We start from the raw sequence: 15,540 nt of genomic DNA on the forward strand, positions 1-15,540 counted from the left end.
ATGAGTGCTTGCCGGTATGCGGTATAAATATTGATGAGGTACATAACCAAAAAGCATAGCAGACGGGGCTATTATTGGCGGCGAATCCGGGTAACATAACCGCTATAAATTGATAACAACCAGATCATAGCGATGGCCAGAGTTTGGCGGTGTTCAAAGTTTATCGCCCCGCCAGGAGGGATACTGTCTGCCACTGAAAGGTGAACGACAGGATGGTCATCACGCTTTTTCCCTACGAACGATACGTGAAAGAAAGGAATATAAAATGGATGAGCAGTTAAAACAGAGCGCCCTCGACTTCCACGAATTTCCGGTTCCCGGAAAAATCCAGGTCTCGCCGACCAAACCTCTCGCCACCCAGCGCGATCTGGCGCTGGCCTACTCGCCGGGCGTCGCGGCCCCCTGTCTGGAAATCGAAAAAGATCCGCTGGCGGCTTACAAATATACCGCCCGCGGCAACCTGGTGGCGGTCGTCTCCAACGGCACTGCGGTGCTGGGGCTTGGCAACATCGGCGCCCTGGCCGGCAAACCGGTAATGGAGGGCAAAGGCGTCCTGTTTAAGAAATTTGCCGGCATCGATGTGTTTGATATCGAAGTCGATGAGCTGGACCCGGACAAATTCATTAACGTCGTCGCCGCCCTCGAGCCGACCTTCGGCGGCATCAACCTCGAAGATATTAAAGCGCCGGAGTGTTTCTACATTGAGCAGCAGCTGCGCGAGCGGATGAATATTCCGGTGTTCCATGACGATCAGCACGGCACGGCGATCATCAGCACCGCGGCGATCCTCAACGGCCTGCGCGTCGTTGAGAAGAATCTGTCCGACGTGCGGATGGTGGTCTCCGGCGCGGGGGCGGCGGCTATCGCCTGCATGAACCTGCTGGTGGCGCTGGGGATGCAAAAGCACAACATCGTGGTCTGCGATTCGAAAGGCGTTATCTATAAGGATCGTGAGCCGAACATGGCGGAAACCAAAGCGGCCTACGCGGTGGAAGACGACGGCAAACGCACCCTTGATGACGTGATCGACGGCGCGGACATTTTCCTCGGCTGCTCCGGTCCGAAAGTGCTGACCCCGGAGATGGTGAAGAAGATGGCGCGCGCGCCGCTGATCCTCGCCCTGGCCAACCCGGAGCCGGAAATTCTGCCGCCGCTGGCGAAGCAGGTCCGCGATGACGCCATCATCTGCACCGGCCGCTCCGACTACCCTAACCAGGTCAACAACGTCCTCTGCTTCCCGTTCATCTTCCGCGGCGCGCTGGACGTCGGCGCGACGGCGATCAACGAAGAGATGAAGCTGGCGGCGGTGCATGCCATTGCCGAGCTGGCCCACGCCGAGCAGAGCGAAGTGGTCGCCTCCGCCTACGGCGATCAGGATTTAAGCTTTGGCCCGGACTACATTATTCCGAAACCGTTCGATCCGCGGCTGATCGTCAAGATCGCCCCCGCGGTGGCGAAGGCGGCGATGGACTCCGGCGTGGCGACGCGCCCGATCGCCGATTTTGACGCCTATATCGAGAAGCTGAGCGAGTTCGTCTATAAGACCAACCTGTTTATGAAGCCTATCTTCTCTCAGGCGCGCAAAGAGCCGAAGCGCGTGGTGCTGGCGGAAGGGGAGGAGACCCGGGTGCTGCACGCCACCCAGGAGCTGGTGTCGCTGGGGCTGGCCAAACCGATTCTGGTGGGGCGCCCGAGCGTGATTGAAATGCGCATCCAGAAGCTGGGCCTGCAGATCAAGGCCGGCGTTGACTTCGAGATCGTCAATAATGAATCCGACCCGCGGTTTAAAGAGTACTGGAGCGAGTACTACCAGCTGATGAAACGCCGCGGCATTACCCAGGAGCAGGCGCAGCGGGCGGTGATTAGCAACACCACGGTGATTGGCGCCATCATGGTTCACCGTGGCGAAGCGGATGCGATGATCTGCGGCACCATTGGCGAGTACCACGACCACTACCGCGTGGTGCAGCCGCTGTTCGGCTATCGCGATGGCGTCAGCACCGCCGGGGCGATGAACGCGCTGTTGCTGCCGAGCGGCAACACCTTTATCGCCGACACCTATGTCAATCACGATCCATCGCCGGAAGAGCTGGCGGAGATCACCCTGATGGCGGCGGAAAGCGTGCGTCGCTTTGGTATCGAACCGCGGGTGGCGTTGCTGTCGCATTCCAACTTTGGCTCTGCCGACTGCCCGTCCGCCAGCAAGATGCGCAGAACCCTTGAGCTGGTGAAGGCGCGCGCGCCGGAGCTGATGATCGATGGCGAAATGCATGGCGACGCCGCGCTGGTGGAAAGCATTCGCAACGATCGCATGCCGGACAGCCCGCTGAAGGGGTCGGCCAATATTCTGGTGATGCCGAATATGGAAGCCGCCCGGATCAGCTATAACCTGCTGCGCGTCTCCAGTTCGGAAGGGGTCACCGTCGGGCCGGTGCTGATGGGGGTAGCGAAGCCGGTGCATATCCTGACGCCGATCGCCTCTGTGCGTCGCATCGTGAATATGGTGGCGCTGGCGGTTGTCGAAGCGCAAACCGAACCGCTGTAAACGTCATAAAAAAGCCCCGGTACTCCGGGGCTTTTTGGTCTGATTTGGCGTCGCTCAGATCCAGGCTTTCACTTTAATAAACTCGTTCAGCGCCGCCTCAGGGCTGCCGGCCTCCGGCTGGTAATCATATTCCCAGCGCACCAGCGGCGGCATCGACATCAGAATAGATTCCGTCCTACCGCCGGTCTGCAGACCGAACAGGGTGCCACGGTCCCAGACCAGATTGAATTCGACGTAGCGGCCGCGGCGATAGAGCTGAAAATGGCGCTCACGCTCGCCGTACGGCGTGGCTTTTCGGCGTTCGACGATGGGTAAATAGGCGTCAGCGTAACCGTTACCCACTGCCTGCATAAAGGCGAAGCAGTGGTCAAAATCCGGGGTGTTCAGGTCGTCAAAGAACAGACCGCCAATCCCGCGCTGTTCCTGGCGGTGCTTCAGATAGAAATAATCATCGCACCATTTTTTATAGCGCGGATAGACGGCTTCGCCGAAAGGCAGACACAGATCGCGGGCGGTACGATGCCAGTGGACGGCATCCTCTTCAAAGCCGTAGTAAGGGGTTAAATCAAAGCCGCCGCCGAACCACCACACCGGCTCGGCGCCAGGCTTTTCGGCAATAAAGAACCGCACGTTGGCGTGGCTGGTGGGCACATAGGGGTTCAGCGGATGGACCACCAGCGAGACGCCCATGGCTTCAAAGCTGCGTCCGGCCAGCTCCGGGCGGTGGGCGGTGGCGGAGGCTGGCATGGCGTCGCCATGGACATGGGAAAAGTTGACCCCCGCCTGCTCGAACACATTGCCGTCGCGCAGCACCCGGCTGCGTCCGCCGCCGCCGCCTTCCCGCTGCCAGGCGTCTTCAATAAACGGCGCGCCATCCACGGCGCTTAGCTGCTGACAGAGGCTGTCCTGCAGCTGGAGCAGAAAAGTTTTAACCTGCGCGGCATCGGGTTTCATTAACGTCTCTTCGAATGGGCTTTCTGGTTATCGAACCAGTGGAAATAGCTGATAATGCCGTTGGCAATCGCGGTGGCGATTTTCTGCCGGAAGGCGGTGGTGCCGAGCAGTTTTTCCTCGTTCGGGTTCGTAATGAACGAGGTTTCCACCAGCACGGACGGTATGGACGGCGACTTCAGCACCACGAACGCCGCCTGTTCGGTATTGCGGCTGTGCAGCTTATGCACCGGCTTGATCTTTTTCAGGATATGCGAGCCCAGCGTCAGGCTGTTTTTAATGGTGTCGGTCTGTACCAGATCGAACAGCACCTGCTGCAGCAGATGGTCTTTATCCGTCGCTTTCTTACCGGCGACCTCGTCGGCGCGGTTTTCGCGATCGGAGAGGTATTTCGCCATGGCGCTACTGGCGCCGCGGTTTGACAGAGCGAACACCGAGGCGCCGGCAGCGCTCGGGTTGGTGAAGCCATCGGCGTGGATCGACATAAACAGATCGGCGCCGTGCTGATGGGCAATCTCCACGCGGTCATACAGCGGGATAAAGGTATCGCCGGTGCGGGTCAGGCGGGCGTCAATGCCGTTGCTGCGCAAGATGCTGCGCACGTTCTTAGCGATCGCCAGCACCACATGCTTCTCTTTCGAGCCATTATGGCCGATAGCCCCGGTGTCGATGCCGCCGTGGCCCGGGTCGAGCATCACAATGCGGCGTGCGCCGGCCTTTTTGGCGGCGGGTTTGCTGTGTCCATTTGATGTTTTCAGTGGCTGCTCTTTTGCGCTGACCTGTGCAGTGACGCCGCTCAGCGTCATGGCAGCCAGCCCGGCTTTCAGCACCTGACGGCGCGAAGCAAGTATTTTTAAGGGTTTAAAAGTGCTCATTCGGCCTGAATTGTAAACAAGTGATGTCCAATGTTATATCGTATCGCGTTTGCCGTTACGACCATTCAAAATAAGAATTGTTTTACTTTTCATTTCAATACATGACAAAGTCATATTATGCCATTTTTTGTCGCTGATTTCGCCTGATATTGGCTATCAGTCATATTCGCGCCATAATCACTGTTTTTAACCGTCAATGGTGGGGAATACCATGGAGATTCGCGTTTTTCGCCAGCAGGATTTCGAAGAGGTTGTGACGCTGTGGGAGCGTTGCGATCTGCTGCGTCCCTGGAACGATCCGGAGATGGATATTGAGCGCAAGCTGAATCACGATGTCAGCCTGTTCCTGGTGGCGGAAGTGAACGGCGAAGTCGTCGGTACGGTGATGGGCGGATATGACGGCCATCGCGGGTCGGCCTACTATCTGGGCGTCCATCCGGAATATCGCGGTCGGGGGATCGCGAACGCGCTGCTCAACCGTCTGGAGAAAAAGCTGATTGCTCGCGGCTGCCCGAAAATCAATATTATGGTCCGCGAGGACAACGACGTGGTGCAGGGGATGTACGAGCGGCTGGGCTATGAGTACGCCGATGTCCTGACCCTGGGCAAACGCCTGATTGAAGATGAAGAATACTGAGTTTATCCCCGCCGATTTTGATGCCCATGGCCGTCTGCGTCTGCCTTTCCTTTTCTGGTGCGTGCTGTTGTTACAGGCCCGCACCTGGGTGCTGTTCTTGATGGCCGGCGCGTCGCGTCAGCAGGGCGACGCGATTCTAAATCTGTTCTATCCCGATCACGACCGCTTCTGGCTCGGTCTACTCCCCGGCGTGCCGGCGGTGCTGGCCTTTCTGCTTAGCGGCTATCGTCAGCGCCTGCCGCGCCTGTGGCGGGCGATGCGCTGGCTGCTGGTGTTATCGCAAGTGCTGCTCTTGCTGTGGCAGCCGATGCTATGGCTGAGCGGCGAATCTCCCTCCTCGCTGACCATCGGACTGCTGGCGGCGGATGGTTATGCCCTATGGTGGCTGGCAACCAGCCGTCGCCTCGGCGCCTGTTTTCGCCAGACCACCTTTTAATGGCACTTTTTGCCGATCGTGAACTCCAACATGCGTTGAATGACTCAGAAAGGATTGTGATATGAAATCGCTACGTGTAATGCTCTGCGCGCTTCCGCTGGCGCTGACCGGCTGCTCAACGATGAGCGCGGTCAACTGGTCGGCGGCCTATCCGTGGAACTGGTTTGGTTCTTCCACCGAGGTGACCGAGCAGGGGGTGGGGAAACTGACGGCGTCCACGCCGCTCAACGAACAGGCCATTAGCGATGCGCTGGGGAGCGACTACCGTTTGCGCAGCGGAATGAAGACCGATAAGGGGAATATCGTCCACTACTTTGAAGCGCTGAAAGACAACAGCGTGGCGCTGACCATCAATGGCGACAACGGCGCCATCAGCCGGATTGACGTCCGCGATGCCGAAATCAAAACCGCCAGCGGCGTGAAAATCGGCACACCGTTCAGCGACCTGTACAGCAAAGCCTTCGGCAACTGCCAGAAAGGCAGCAATGACAATGGCGCGGTCGTCGAGTGTCAGGCCGAGGGGAGCCAGCATATCAGTTACGCCTTCACCGGTCACTGGAGCGGCCCGGACGAGCTGATGCCCTCCGACGATACGCTGAAAAACTGGAAGGTCAGCAAAATTATCTGGCGTCGCTAAATTGATCTGAAGAGACACGACGGCCCTGAAAAACGGTTACAATGGCGCGTTAGCAACGCGACAGCGTTGTAGTTGCATCATTTCAGGAGGAGCGATGTCTCAGGTTCAGAGCGGCATTTTGCCGGAACATTGCCGCGCGGCGATTTGGATTGAAGCCAATATCAAAGGGGACGTTAACGCCCTGCGCGAAGCGAGCAAAAATTTTGTCGATAACGTGGCCACCTTCCAGGCTAAATTCCCCGACGCTAAACTCGGTGCGGTGGTGGCGTTCGGCAATACCGTCTGGCGTCAGCTGAGCGGCGGCGAAGGGGCGGAGGAGTTAAAAGATTTTCCGGTCTACGGCAAAGGGCTGGCGCCATCCACCCAGTATGACCTGCTGATTCATATTTTATCCGCCCGCCATGAAGTGAACTTCTCGGTGGCGCAGGCCGCGCTGGCCGCCTTTGGCGACGCTATCGAGGTGAAAGAAGAGATCCACGGCTTCCGCTGGGTGGAAGAGCGTGACCTCAGCGGCTTCGTCGACGGCACCGAAAACCCGGCGGGGGAAGAAACCCGGCGTGAAGTGGCGGTGATCAAAGACGGCGTGGACGCGGGCGGCAGCTACGTGTTCGTCCAGCGCTGGGAGCATAATCTCAAACAGCTGAACCGCATGAGCGTGCCGGATCAGGAGATGATGATCGGCCGCACCAAGGAAGCCAATGAAGAGATCGATGGCGACGAACGTCCGGTCACGTCTCACCTGAGCCGCGTTGACTTAAAAGAAGATGGCAAAGGGCTGAAAATCGTCCGCCAGAGCCTGCCGTATGGCACCGCCAGCGGTACCCATGGCCTCTATTTTTGCGCCTACTGCGCGCGTCTGTACAACATCGAGCAGCAGCTGCTGAGCATGTTCGGCGATACCGACGGCAAACGCGACGCGATGCTGCGCTTCACCAAACCGGTGACCGGCGGCTATTACTTCGCGCCGTCCCTGGAGCGTATTCAGGCGCTGTAATGCTTTCCCCTCATCCTAACCCTCTCCCTGAGGGAGAGGGCCGGGGTGAGGGGGAGAGTTCCTCGAGCGTGCGCAGGATCACCTGCAGCACGCTGGTTTCGTTCCGGTCATACTTGTTATTCCAGAAGCGTAAAACGGTCCAGCCTTGCTGCTTAAGCCATGTTGTGCGCCGGGCATCGTATTCAGTCCGGCTGTCATGCTGGCCGCCGGCGAACTCAATCACCAGGCGAAATCTTGAATATAGGGTCCAGCGGGATGCTGGCGGTGAAACTTGTAGCTAGCAAAACGGCGATCGCGCAACTGGTGCCACAGGCGGCGCTCCTGCGGCGTCAGGTGGCGGCGCAACTGCCGGGCGTCATTTGTGCTGTTTTCCATTAACAAAGTGTGCCGCGCTGTTCGCTCCTCGTCCGATTTCATCACCTTATTTGCCAGCCGCTTTCAGCTAAGCTTTGCCAGGTGCTTATTCCCTTTTCGACTTCCAAATCGCCAAACGGTATATAAAACCGTTACTCCTTTCGTACCCGTTATAAATATGATGATCATCAGTAAATGATCATTTTTGATAAGGGTGCGCAATGGCCGTTAAATCACTGAAAAAAGGATATCTGGCGCTGGCGGCTTCCATGCTGCTGGTGGCGCAGGCGCAGGCGACGGAGCTGCTGAACAGCTCCTATGATGTCTCCCGCGAGCTGTTTGCCGCCCTTAACCCGCCTTTTGAGCAGCAATGGGCGAAGGACAATGGCGGGGACAAGCTGACCATCAAGCAGTCGCACGCTGGCTCGTCCAAGCAGGCGCTGGCGATCCTGCAGGGCCTGAAGGCGGACGTGGTGACCTACAACCAGGTGACGGACGTGCAGATCCTGCATGACAAAGGCAACCTGATCCCGGCCGACTGGCAAAGCCGCCTGCCGAACAACAGCTCGCCGTTCTATTCGACGATGGGCTTCCTGGTGCGCAAAGGCAACCCGAAAAACATTCATGACTGGAATGACCTGGTCCGCTCTGACGTTAAGCTGATCTTCCCGAACCCGAAAACCTCGGGCAACGCGCGGTACACCTACCTGGCGGCCTGGGGCGCGGCGGATAAAGCCGACGGCGGCGATAAAGCCAAAACCGAACAGTTTATGACCCAGTTCCTGAAGAACGTCGAAGTCTTCGACACCGGCGGACGCGGGGCGACCACCACCTTCGCCGAGCGCGGCCTGGGCGATGTGCTGATCAGCTTCGAGTCGGAAGTGAACAATATTCGCAAGCAGTATGAGGCGCAGGGATTTGAAGTGGTGATCCCGAAAACCAACATTCTGGCGGAGTTCCCGGTGGCCTGGGTGGATAAAAACGTCAAAGCCAACGGCACGGAAAAGGCGGCGAAGGCCTACCTGAACTGGCTCTACAGTCCGCAGGCGCAGACCATCATTACCGACTACTACTATCGGGTAAACAACCCGAAAGTGATGGATTCGCTGAAGGATAAATTCCCGCAGACCGAACTGTTCCGCGTGGAGGACAAGTTTGGCTCCTGGCCTGAGGTGATGAAAACCCACTTCGCCAGCGGCGGCGAACTGGACAAACTGCTGGCGGCGGGGCGTAAGTAATGTTTGCTGTGTCGTCCAAGCGCGTGCTGCCGGGCTTTACCCTGAGCCTCGGCACCAGCCTGCTGTTTGTCTGTCTGATTTTGTTATTACCGCTCAGCGCGCTGGTGATGCAGCTGGCGCAGATGAGCTGGGCGCAGTACTGGGATGTGATCACCAACCCGCAGGTGGTGGCGGCCTATAAGGTGACGCTGCTGTCGGCGTTCGTGGCCTCGATTTTTAACGGCGTCTTCGGCCTGCTGATGGCGTGGATCCTTACCCGCTATCGTTTTCCGGGCCGCACGCTGCTGGATGCCTTAATGGATCTGCCGTTTGCGCTGCCGACGGCGGTGGCCGGCCTGACCCTGGCTTCGCTGTTTTCGGTTAACGGCATTTACGGGGAATGGCTGGCGAAGTTCGATATTAAAGTGACCTATACCTGGCTCGGTATCGCCGTGGCGATGGCGTTCACCAGCATCCCCTTCGTGGTACGTACCGTGCAGCCGGTGCTGGAAGAGCTGGGACCGGAATATGAAGAAGCAGCGGAAACGCTGGGCGCTACGCGCTGGCAGAGCTTCCGCAAGGTGGTGCTGCCGGAGCTGTCGCCAGCGCTGCTGGCGGGCATTGCCCTGTCGTTTACCCGCAGCCTCGGCGAATTTGGCGCGGTGATTTTTATCGCCGGCAACATCGCGTGGAAGACGGAAGTGACGTCGCTGATGATCTTTATTCGACTGCAGGAGTTTGACTATCCGGCGGCGAGCGCCATCGCCTCGGTGATCCTGGCCGCCTCACTGCTGCTGCTGTTTTCCATCAATACCCTGCAGAGTCGCTTTGGTCGACGCGTGGTAGGTCACTAATGGCGGAAGTTACTCAATTGAAACGCTACGACGCGCCCCGCATCAACTGGGGAAAATGGTTTCTGATTGGCGTCGGGATGCTGGTCTCCGCCTTCATCCTCGTGGTGCCGATGCTTTACATCTTTATCCAGGCCTTCAGCAAAGGGTTAATGCCGGTGCTGGAAAACCTGGCCAATCCGGACATGCTCCACGCCATCTGGCTGACAGTGATGATCGCCTTGATTACCGTGCCGGTGAACCTGGTGTTCGGGACCTTGCTGGCCTGGCTGGTCACGCGTTTTACGTTCCCGGGACGCCAGCTGTTATTGACGATGCTGGATATCCCGTTCGCTGTCTCGCCGGTGGTAGCCGGTCTGGTTTATCTGCTGTTCTACGGCTCTAACGGTCCGCTGGGCGGCTGGCTTGATGCGCATAACCTGCAAATCATGTTCGCCTGGCCCGGCATGGTGCTGGCGACGATCTTTGTCACCTGTCCGTTTGTGGTGCGTGAGCTGGTGCCGGTGATGATGAGTCAGGGCAGTCATGAAGATGAGGCGGCGGTCTTGCTGGGCGCTTCCGGCTGGCAGATGTTCCGCCGGGTGACGCTGCCCAATATTCGCTGGGCGCTGCTGTACGGCGTGGTGTTGACCAACGCCCGCGCCATCGGCGAATTCGGCGCGGTGTCGGTGGTCTCCGGTTCGATCCGCGGAGAAACGCTGTCGCTGCCGCTGCAAATTGAATTACTGGAGCAGGATTACAACACCGTCGGCTCGTTTACCGCCGCGGCCCTGCTGACGTTAATGGCTATTCTGACCCTGTTTTTAAAGAGTATGTTGCAATGGCGTCTGGCCAATCAGGAAAAACGCGCGCAACAGGAGGGAAATCATGAGCATTGAGATTGCCAATATTAAGAAATCGTTTGGTCGCACCCAGGTGCTGAATGATATCTCGCTGGATATCCCTTCCGGACAAATGGTTGCGCTGCTGGGGCCTTCCGGCTCCGGGAAAACGACCCTGCTGCGGATTATCGCCGGGCTGGAACATCAGACCAGCGGTCATATCCGCTTCCACGGTACCGACGTCAGCCGGATGCACGCCCGCGACCGTAAAGTGGGCTTCGTCTTCCAGCACTATGCGCTGTTCCGCCATATGACCGTGTTCGATAACATCGCCTTTGGCCTGACCGTGCTGCCGCGCCGCGAACGACCCAACGCCGCGGCGATTAAAGCCAAAGTGACCAAACTGCTGGAGATGGTGCAACTGGCTCACCTGGCGGATCGCTATCCGGCGCAGCTGTCCGGTGGTCAGAAACAGCGCGTGGCGCTGGCGCGCGCCCTGGCGGTAGAGCCGCAAATTCTGCTGCTGGATGAACCTTTCGGCGCGCTGGATGCGCAGGTGCGTAAAGAGCTGCGCCGCTGGCTGCGTCAGCTGCATGAAGAGCTGAAATTTACCAGCGTGTTCGTCACCCACGATCAGGAAGAGGCGATGGAAGTTGCCGACCGGGTGGTGGTGATGAGCCAGGGCAACATCGAACAGGCCGATGCGCCTGAACGCGTGTGGCGTGAGCCGTCGACCCGCTTCGTGCTGGAGTTCATGGGGGAAGTGAATCGCCTGCAGGGGGTTATCCGCGGCGGACAGTTCCACGTTGGCGCTCACCGCTGGCCGTTAGGCTATACCCCGGCTTACCAGGGGCCGGTGGATCTGTTCCTGCGTCCGTGGGAAGTGGACATCAGCCGCCGAACCAGCCTGGATTCGCCGCTGCCGGTGCAGGTCCTGGAGGCCAGCCCGAAAGGTCACTACACCCAATTAGTCGTCCAGCCTCTGGGGTGGTATGACGAACCGCTGAGCGTGGTGTTAACGGGCGATGAGGCGCCGTCCCGCGGCGAACGGCTGTTCGTCGGGTTGCAAAACGCGCGCCTGTACAACGGTACCGAGCGTATCGAGCCGCGCGGCGAGCTTGCTCTGGCGCAGTCGGCCTGATAGCTTAAATCCATGTGCTTTTGCCGGGTGACGCTGTGTTTACCCGGTCTGGAATTATCACGTGTCTGGTAGGCCGGGTAAGCGAAGCGCCGCCCGGCTTTTTTATTGAGTAAAAATCGTGAATACACTCGAACACACCATCGGCAATACCCCTCTGGTCAGGCTTCAGCGTCTGGGGCCGGACAATGGCAGCGAAATCTGGGTCAAACTTGAAGGCAATAATCCAGCCGGTTCGGTGAAAGATCGCGCTGCGCTGTCGATGATCGTTGAAGCGGAAAAGCGGGGCGAAATTCAGCCCGGCGACGTGCTAATTGAAGCGACCAGCGGCAACACCGGTATCGCGCTGGCGATGATCGCCGCGCTGAAAGGCTACCGGATGAAGCTGCTGATGCCCGACAACATGAGCCAGGAGCGCCGGGCCGCGATGCGCGCCTATGGCGCCGAGCTGATCCTGGTCACCAAAGAGCAGGGGATGGAGGGGGCCCGCGACCTGGCCCTGGAGATGGCTCAGCGCGGGGAGGGCAAACTGCTCGATCAGTTCAACAACCCGGACAACCCCTACGCCCACTACACTACCACCGGGCCGGAAATCTGGCAGCAGACCGCGGGGCGTATCACCCACTTTGTCTCCAGTATGGGGACCACCGGCACCATTACCGGCGTGTCACGTTTTCTGCGCGAACAGAGTAAACCGGTGACCATTGTCGGCCTGCAGCCGGAGGAGGGCAGCAGTATTCCCGGGATACGCCGCTGGCCGGCAGAGTATATGCCGGGGATCTTTAACGCTTCGCTGGTGGATGCGGTGCTGGATATTCATCAGCAGGATGCCGAGAACACCATGCGTCAGCTGGCGGTACAGGAAGGCATTTTCTGCGGCGTCAGCTCTGGCGGCGCGGTAGCCGGGGCGTTACGTATCGCTCGCGAAAACCCAGGCGCGGTGGTGGTGGCGATCGTCTGCGATCGCGGCGATCGCTACCTCTCCACCGGCGTGTTCGGCGAGGAACACTTTAGCCAGGGGGCGGGTATTTAATCATCGAGCAGGTCGGTGCCGTAGGAGTTATCGACGGTGCACAGCCAGCGCTCGCCCTGCTTCTGAAAGACATAGGTTGCGCGTCGCGTAACCTGTGTTATCCCCTGTGCCGTCGGGATATCCAGCCGGGTCTCCATAATCACCAGCGCATTGCCGCCGCCCTCGATGACCTCCATTTTCCCCTGAGTCACTATCAGCCGGTGCTGGAAATAGTCGGCAATGGCGATAAACGCTTTGCGGATATTCTCTTTCCCTCTGACCACCATGCCCGGTTTGACGACCAGCGCGGCGTCTTCCGCGTAATAGCCCATCAGGGTATCGTAATCTTCCTGCGAGATAGCGCGGTCGCAGGCCTCAATGACTGTTTTTAGCGTCAGGTCAATGTGATGCATCTCTGGTGCTCCTTATTGTGAGCGATTTGTCAGCCACCGAGAGCGTTGTATCCGTCTCGACGTTCCGGTCATGCAGGTAAGACTACGCCTGTTTTCGTTTAATTTTTCAGTAACTTGTCGACAGCTGCCATCCCTCCCCGATGCGTTCGGCGCACTGCCTGCGTCAGGGGGCGTCTAACACCTGGGCAATATCGGCCGCCAGGCGGGCAATCTCAGCGTCGCTCAGGCGGCCCAGCGACAGGCGTAGCCCGTGGGAGGGCGTACGGATACCAAACACCTCCCCCTCGCGGACCAGCCAGCCGGCGCGGGCCAGGCGTAAGGCGTAGGGTTGGCTCGCCGTTGGCAGCGGCAGCCAGAAATTGAGGCCATCGCCAGGCGCAGCATGACTGACGCCGTGCCGGGCCAGCGCTGCCGCCAGTTTCTCATTCTGTTGCCGATAGTGACGGCGGGTCTCCGTCATCGAGGCGATAAACGCCTTATCGGTGAGACAGGCCAGCGTTAGATCCTGCAGCAGATGGCTGACCCACTGGCTGCCGGCGTTAAGCCGCAGACGCAGCGCGGAGGAGGTGTCGACATCGCTGGCGATAAAAGCCAGCCGCAGGTCTGGCCCGAGGGTTTTTGACATCGAACGCACCACCGCCCAGCGTTGGGTGCTCGCTGGCAGAGGAGAAAACCAGGGCGTGGCCGACAGCAGGGCAAAATGGTCATCGACGATCGCCAGCACCTGCGGATAGCGGGCCAGCACCTCCCGCAGGGCATGCGCCCGGGTTTCCGTCAGGCTACAGCCGGTAGGATTGTGCGCGCGCGGGGTCAAGATCACCGCCCGCGCGCCGTTGCGTAACGCCTCCTCCAGCCCGTCTGGATCCATCCCCTCGGCATCCACCGCCACCGGGCAGGGGGTAAAGCCAGCGTAACGCACCATATTGATGCTGCTGAGAAAACAGGGATCTTCAACCACCACGCCGTCGCCGGGGAGCAGCAAGGCGCACAGCAGACGCTCCAGCGCGTCAATCGCTCCGCTGGCGAGATTCAGGGCAAAGGGAACGGTTATCTCCCTGGCAAACCATGCCTCAGCCCATTCTCCTAGCCGCGGCTCGATGGGGGCATCGCCATACAGGCGGGGCGTGCGGGCAATTTGGCCCAGATAGCGTGGTAAATCAGGCAGTCTGGCGGGATCCGGATTGCCGCTGGAAAGATCGTTCAGCGGCGTCGTGGGGTCACCGCCTTCCAGCGCCGGCAGCGGATCCCGTGCTTTGATAGCTGTGCCGTTTCGTCCCTGGCTGACGGCCAGCCCGGAGGTGACCAGCCGTTTATAGGCGGCGGCGACGGTATTGCGATTCACCGCAAGCTGGCTGGCGAGCTCGCGTACCGGCGGCAGAACCTCTCCGGGCTGCAAGCCACCGCTCTGCACCAGATGGCGGATATGATCGAAGATATCGCTGGCGGTTTTTCCGGCAAACATTATTGACCTATGACAAAATGAAATTTAGCATAGGACGAATCATAATCAGAGCGTGACCCGCTGTCCAGCGGGGGGAGAAAAGATGGGCCAGCAAGATGACATACAATCAGTGCTCTTTCACGACAAAAGCCGGGCTTCGGAAGTCGATATCGTCGCCGTGCAGTCGCAGGTAGTCTACGGCAGCGTCGGCAACAGCATCGCGGTACCGGCGATTAAACAGCACGGTCTGCGCGTGCTGGCGGTGCCGACGGTGCTGTTCAGCAATACGCCCCATTATGAGACGTTCTATGGCGGCATTATCCCGGAGGAGTGGTTTGTCGGGTACCTGCAGGCGCTGGAGGAGCGCGACGCGTTGCGCGAACTGCGTGCGGTGACGACCGGTTATATGGGCAACGCCGTGCAAATTGAACGTCTGGCGCAGTGGCTGACGCGGGTCCGCGACCGCCATCCCGATCTCTGTATTCTGGTGGATCCGGTGATTGGCGATGTCGACAGCGGCATCTACGTCAAGGCCGAGATCCCGGACGCCTATCGTCAGCACCTGCTGCCGCTGGCGCAAGGGATCACCCCTAATCTGTTTGAGCTGGAGACGCTGAGCGGCCGGCGCTGTCGCAATCAGCCGGAGGCGGTCGCCGCGGCGCGTAGCCTGCTGTCGGACAGCCTCAAATGGGTGGTGATCACCAGCGCGCCGGGAGAAGCTGATTCGACGATCAATGTGCTGGTGGTGACGGCCGATGCGGTGGAGGTGGTGGTTCACCCGCGGGTGGAGACGGATTTAAAGGGTACCGGCGATCTGTTCTGCGCCGAGCTGGTGAGCGGGTTGCTTTCCGGCCTGGCGCTGGGTGCTGCGACGGAGGCAGCCGCCCAGCGCGTGCTGGAGGTGATGAACTGGACTGCCGCGCAGGGATGTGACGAACTGATCCTGCCGCCGCTGGAGAAACAGAGATGAAAAGCTATCGGTTAGTGATCCGTCAGCAGGGACGCATTGTTGGTCATTTTGATACTTCAGGGGAGGCGGCGCTGGAGGATGCCTGCGTGGCGCGGTCGCTGTTCGGCCTGGCCGGTGGATATCAGTGTGAACTGCTGGTCTCTGACAGCGAGCGGCGAATTCTGGAGAGCACTCCGGAAGGATTGCGTATCTTATCCCGCGAAAAATGCTATCAGCCGGTGACCCATACGATATAAAAAAATGGCGCC

16 protein-coding genes and 1 pseudogene are annotated in these 15,540 nt (G+C 59.3%); 12 read left to right on the forward strand and 5 right to left on the reverse strand.

Going from position 1 to position 15,540, the window contains the following annotated elements:
* The first annotated feature begins 265 nt into the window (after window positions 1-265).
* Entirely contained in the window at window positions 266-2,545 is a 2,280-nt protein-coding gene (maeB, locus tag AC6CWS_RS00600; protein ID WP_023290604.1) for an NADP-dependent oxaloacetate-decarboxylating malate dehydrogenase, read from the forward strand.
* 54 nt (window positions 2,546-2,599) lie between these two features.
* Here maeB and hemF read toward each other — a convergent pair whose 3' ends face one another.
* On the reverse strand, window positions 2,600-3,499 hold the full coding sequence (hemF, locus tag AC6CWS_RS00605) for an oxygen-dependent coproporphyrinogen oxidase (RefSeq protein WP_032453691.1): 900 nt from the start codon (window positions 3,497-3,499) through the stop codon (window positions 2,600-2,602).
* Window positions 3,499-4,371, reverse strand: a complete 873-nt coding sequence (amiA, locus tag AC6CWS_RS00610; protein WP_004201984.1) for an N-acetylmuramoyl-L-alanine amidase AmiA — start codon at window positions 4,369-4,371, stop codon at window positions 3,499-3,501. The genes hemF and amiA overlap by 1 nt, the downstream gene beginning before the upstream one ends.
* A gap of 211 nt (window positions 4,372-4,582) precedes the next feature.
* Here amiA and AC6CWS_RS00615 point away from each other — a divergent pair, with 211 nt between their 5' ends.
* From AC6CWS_RS00615 to AC6CWS_RS00630, 4 genes are all read left to right on the forward strand, one after another.
* Complete coding sequence (locus AC6CWS_RS00615) at window positions 4,583-5,008, forward strand: GNAT family acetyltransferase (RefSeq protein ID WP_002913637.1); 426 nt, start codon at window positions 4,583-4,585, stop codon at window positions 5,006-5,008.
* Window positions 4,995-5,444 carry a DUF2919 domain-containing protein gene (locus tag AC6CWS_RS00620; protein ID WP_032453690.1) on the forward strand — a complete coding sequence of 150 codons (450 nt, stop codon included), beginning with the start codon at window positions 4,995-4,997 and terminating at the stop codon, window positions 5,442-5,444. Before AC6CWS_RS00615 ends, AC6CWS_RS00620 begins: the two co-directional genes overlap by 14 nt.
* Before the next feature lie 61 nt (window positions 5,445-5,505).
* Window positions 5,506-6,081: an RpoE-regulated lipoprotein gene (locus AC6CWS_RS00625; protein ID WP_023290601.1), complete on the forward strand. Its 576-nt coding sequence runs from the start codon at window positions 5,506-5,508 to the stop codon at window positions 6,079-6,081.
* A gap of 94 nt (window positions 6,082-6,175) precedes the next feature.
* On the forward strand, window positions 6,176-7,075 hold the full coding sequence (locus AC6CWS_RS00630; protein WP_080901538.1) for a Dyp-type peroxidase: 900 nt from the start codon (window positions 6,176-6,178) through the stop codon (window positions 7,073-7,075).
* Between the two features lie 10 nt (window positions 7,076-7,085).
* On the opposite strand, the pseudogene AC6CWS_RS00635 reads toward AC6CWS_RS00630, so the two are convergent.
* Window positions 7,086-7,450 (reverse strand): annotated as a pseudogene (locus AC6CWS_RS00635) (DUF559 domain-containing protein).
* Between the two features lie 200 nt (window positions 7,451-7,650).
* Here AC6CWS_RS00635 and cysP point away from each other — a divergent pair.
* The 5 genes from cysP (at window position 7,651) to cysM (ending at window position 12,489) form a co-directional block, all read left to right on the forward strand.
* Window positions 7,651-8,667 carry a thiosulfate/sulfate ABC transporter substrate-binding protein CysP gene (gene cysP / locus AC6CWS_RS00640; protein WP_032444750.1) on the forward strand — a complete coding sequence of 339 codons (1,017 nt, stop codon included), beginning with the start codon at window positions 7,651-7,653 and terminating at the stop codon, window positions 8,665-8,667.
* A complete protein-coding gene (cysT, locus tag AC6CWS_RS00645; protein WP_002913626.1) occupies window positions 8,667-9,500 on the forward strand; it encodes a sulfate/thiosulfate ABC transporter permease CysT in 834 nt (277 codons plus the stop codon). The genes cysP and cysT overlap by 1 nt, the downstream gene beginning before the upstream one ends.
* The gene (gene cysW, locus AC6CWS_RS00650) at window positions 9,500-10,375 is read left to right on the forward strand and encodes a sulfate/thiosulfate ABC transporter permease CysW (RefSeq protein WP_004201990.1); all 876 of its coding nucleotides are present in this window, start codon (window positions 9,500-9,502) and stop codon (window positions 10,373-10,375) included. The genes cysT and cysW overlap by 1 nt, the downstream gene beginning before the upstream one ends.
* Entirely contained in the window at window positions 10,365-11,459 is a 1,095-nt protein-coding gene (cysA, locus tag AC6CWS_RS00655; protein ID WP_004201991.1) for a sulfate/thiosulfate ABC transporter ATP-binding protein CysA, read from the forward strand. The genes cysW and cysA overlap by 11 nt, the downstream gene beginning before the upstream one ends.
* A gap of 118 nt (window positions 11,460-11,577) precedes the next feature.
* Window positions 11,578-12,489 (forward strand): cysteine synthase CysM, encoded by a 912-nt coding sequence (gene cysM / locus AC6CWS_RS00660; protein WP_044524311.1) that lies wholly within the window; start codon window positions 11,578-11,580, stop codon window positions 12,487-12,489.
* Here the strand turns inward: cysM and AC6CWS_RS00665 are convergent.
* On the reverse strand, window positions 12,486-12,881 hold the full coding sequence (locus AC6CWS_RS00665; RefSeq protein ID WP_023290596.1) for a YybH family protein: 396 nt from the start codon (window positions 12,879-12,881) through the stop codon (window positions 12,486-12,488). The genes cysM and AC6CWS_RS00665 overlap by 4 nt on opposite strands.
* 163 nt (window positions 12,882-13,044) lie before the next feature.
* Window positions 13,045-14,343: a MocR-like B6 salvage transcription factor PtsJ gene (gene ptsJ / locus AC6CWS_RS00670; protein WP_080901539.1), complete on the reverse strand. Its 1,299-nt coding sequence runs from the start codon at window positions 14,341-14,343 to the stop codon at window positions 13,045-13,047.
* Between the two features lie 82 nt (window positions 14,344-14,425).
* Here ptsJ and pdxK point away from each other — a divergent pair, with 82 nt between their 5' ends.
* Together pdxK and AC6CWS_RS00680 are read left to right on the forward strand one after the other, a co-directional pair.
* Entirely contained in the window at window positions 14,426-15,292 is an 867-nt protein-coding gene (pdxK, locus tag AC6CWS_RS00675) for a pyridoxine/pyridoxal/pyridoxamine kinase (RefSeq protein WP_080820347.1), read from the forward strand.
* On the forward strand, window positions 15,289-15,528 hold the full coding sequence (locus tag AC6CWS_RS00680) for a cytoplasmic protein (protein ID WP_080901540.1): 240 nt from the start codon (window positions 15,289-15,291) through the stop codon (window positions 15,526-15,528). The genes pdxK and AC6CWS_RS00680 overlap by 4 nt, the downstream gene beginning before the upstream one ends.
* Window positions 15,529-15,540: the final 12 nt, after the last annotated feature.

This window comes from Klebsiella sp. M041, from assembly GCF_059759695.1.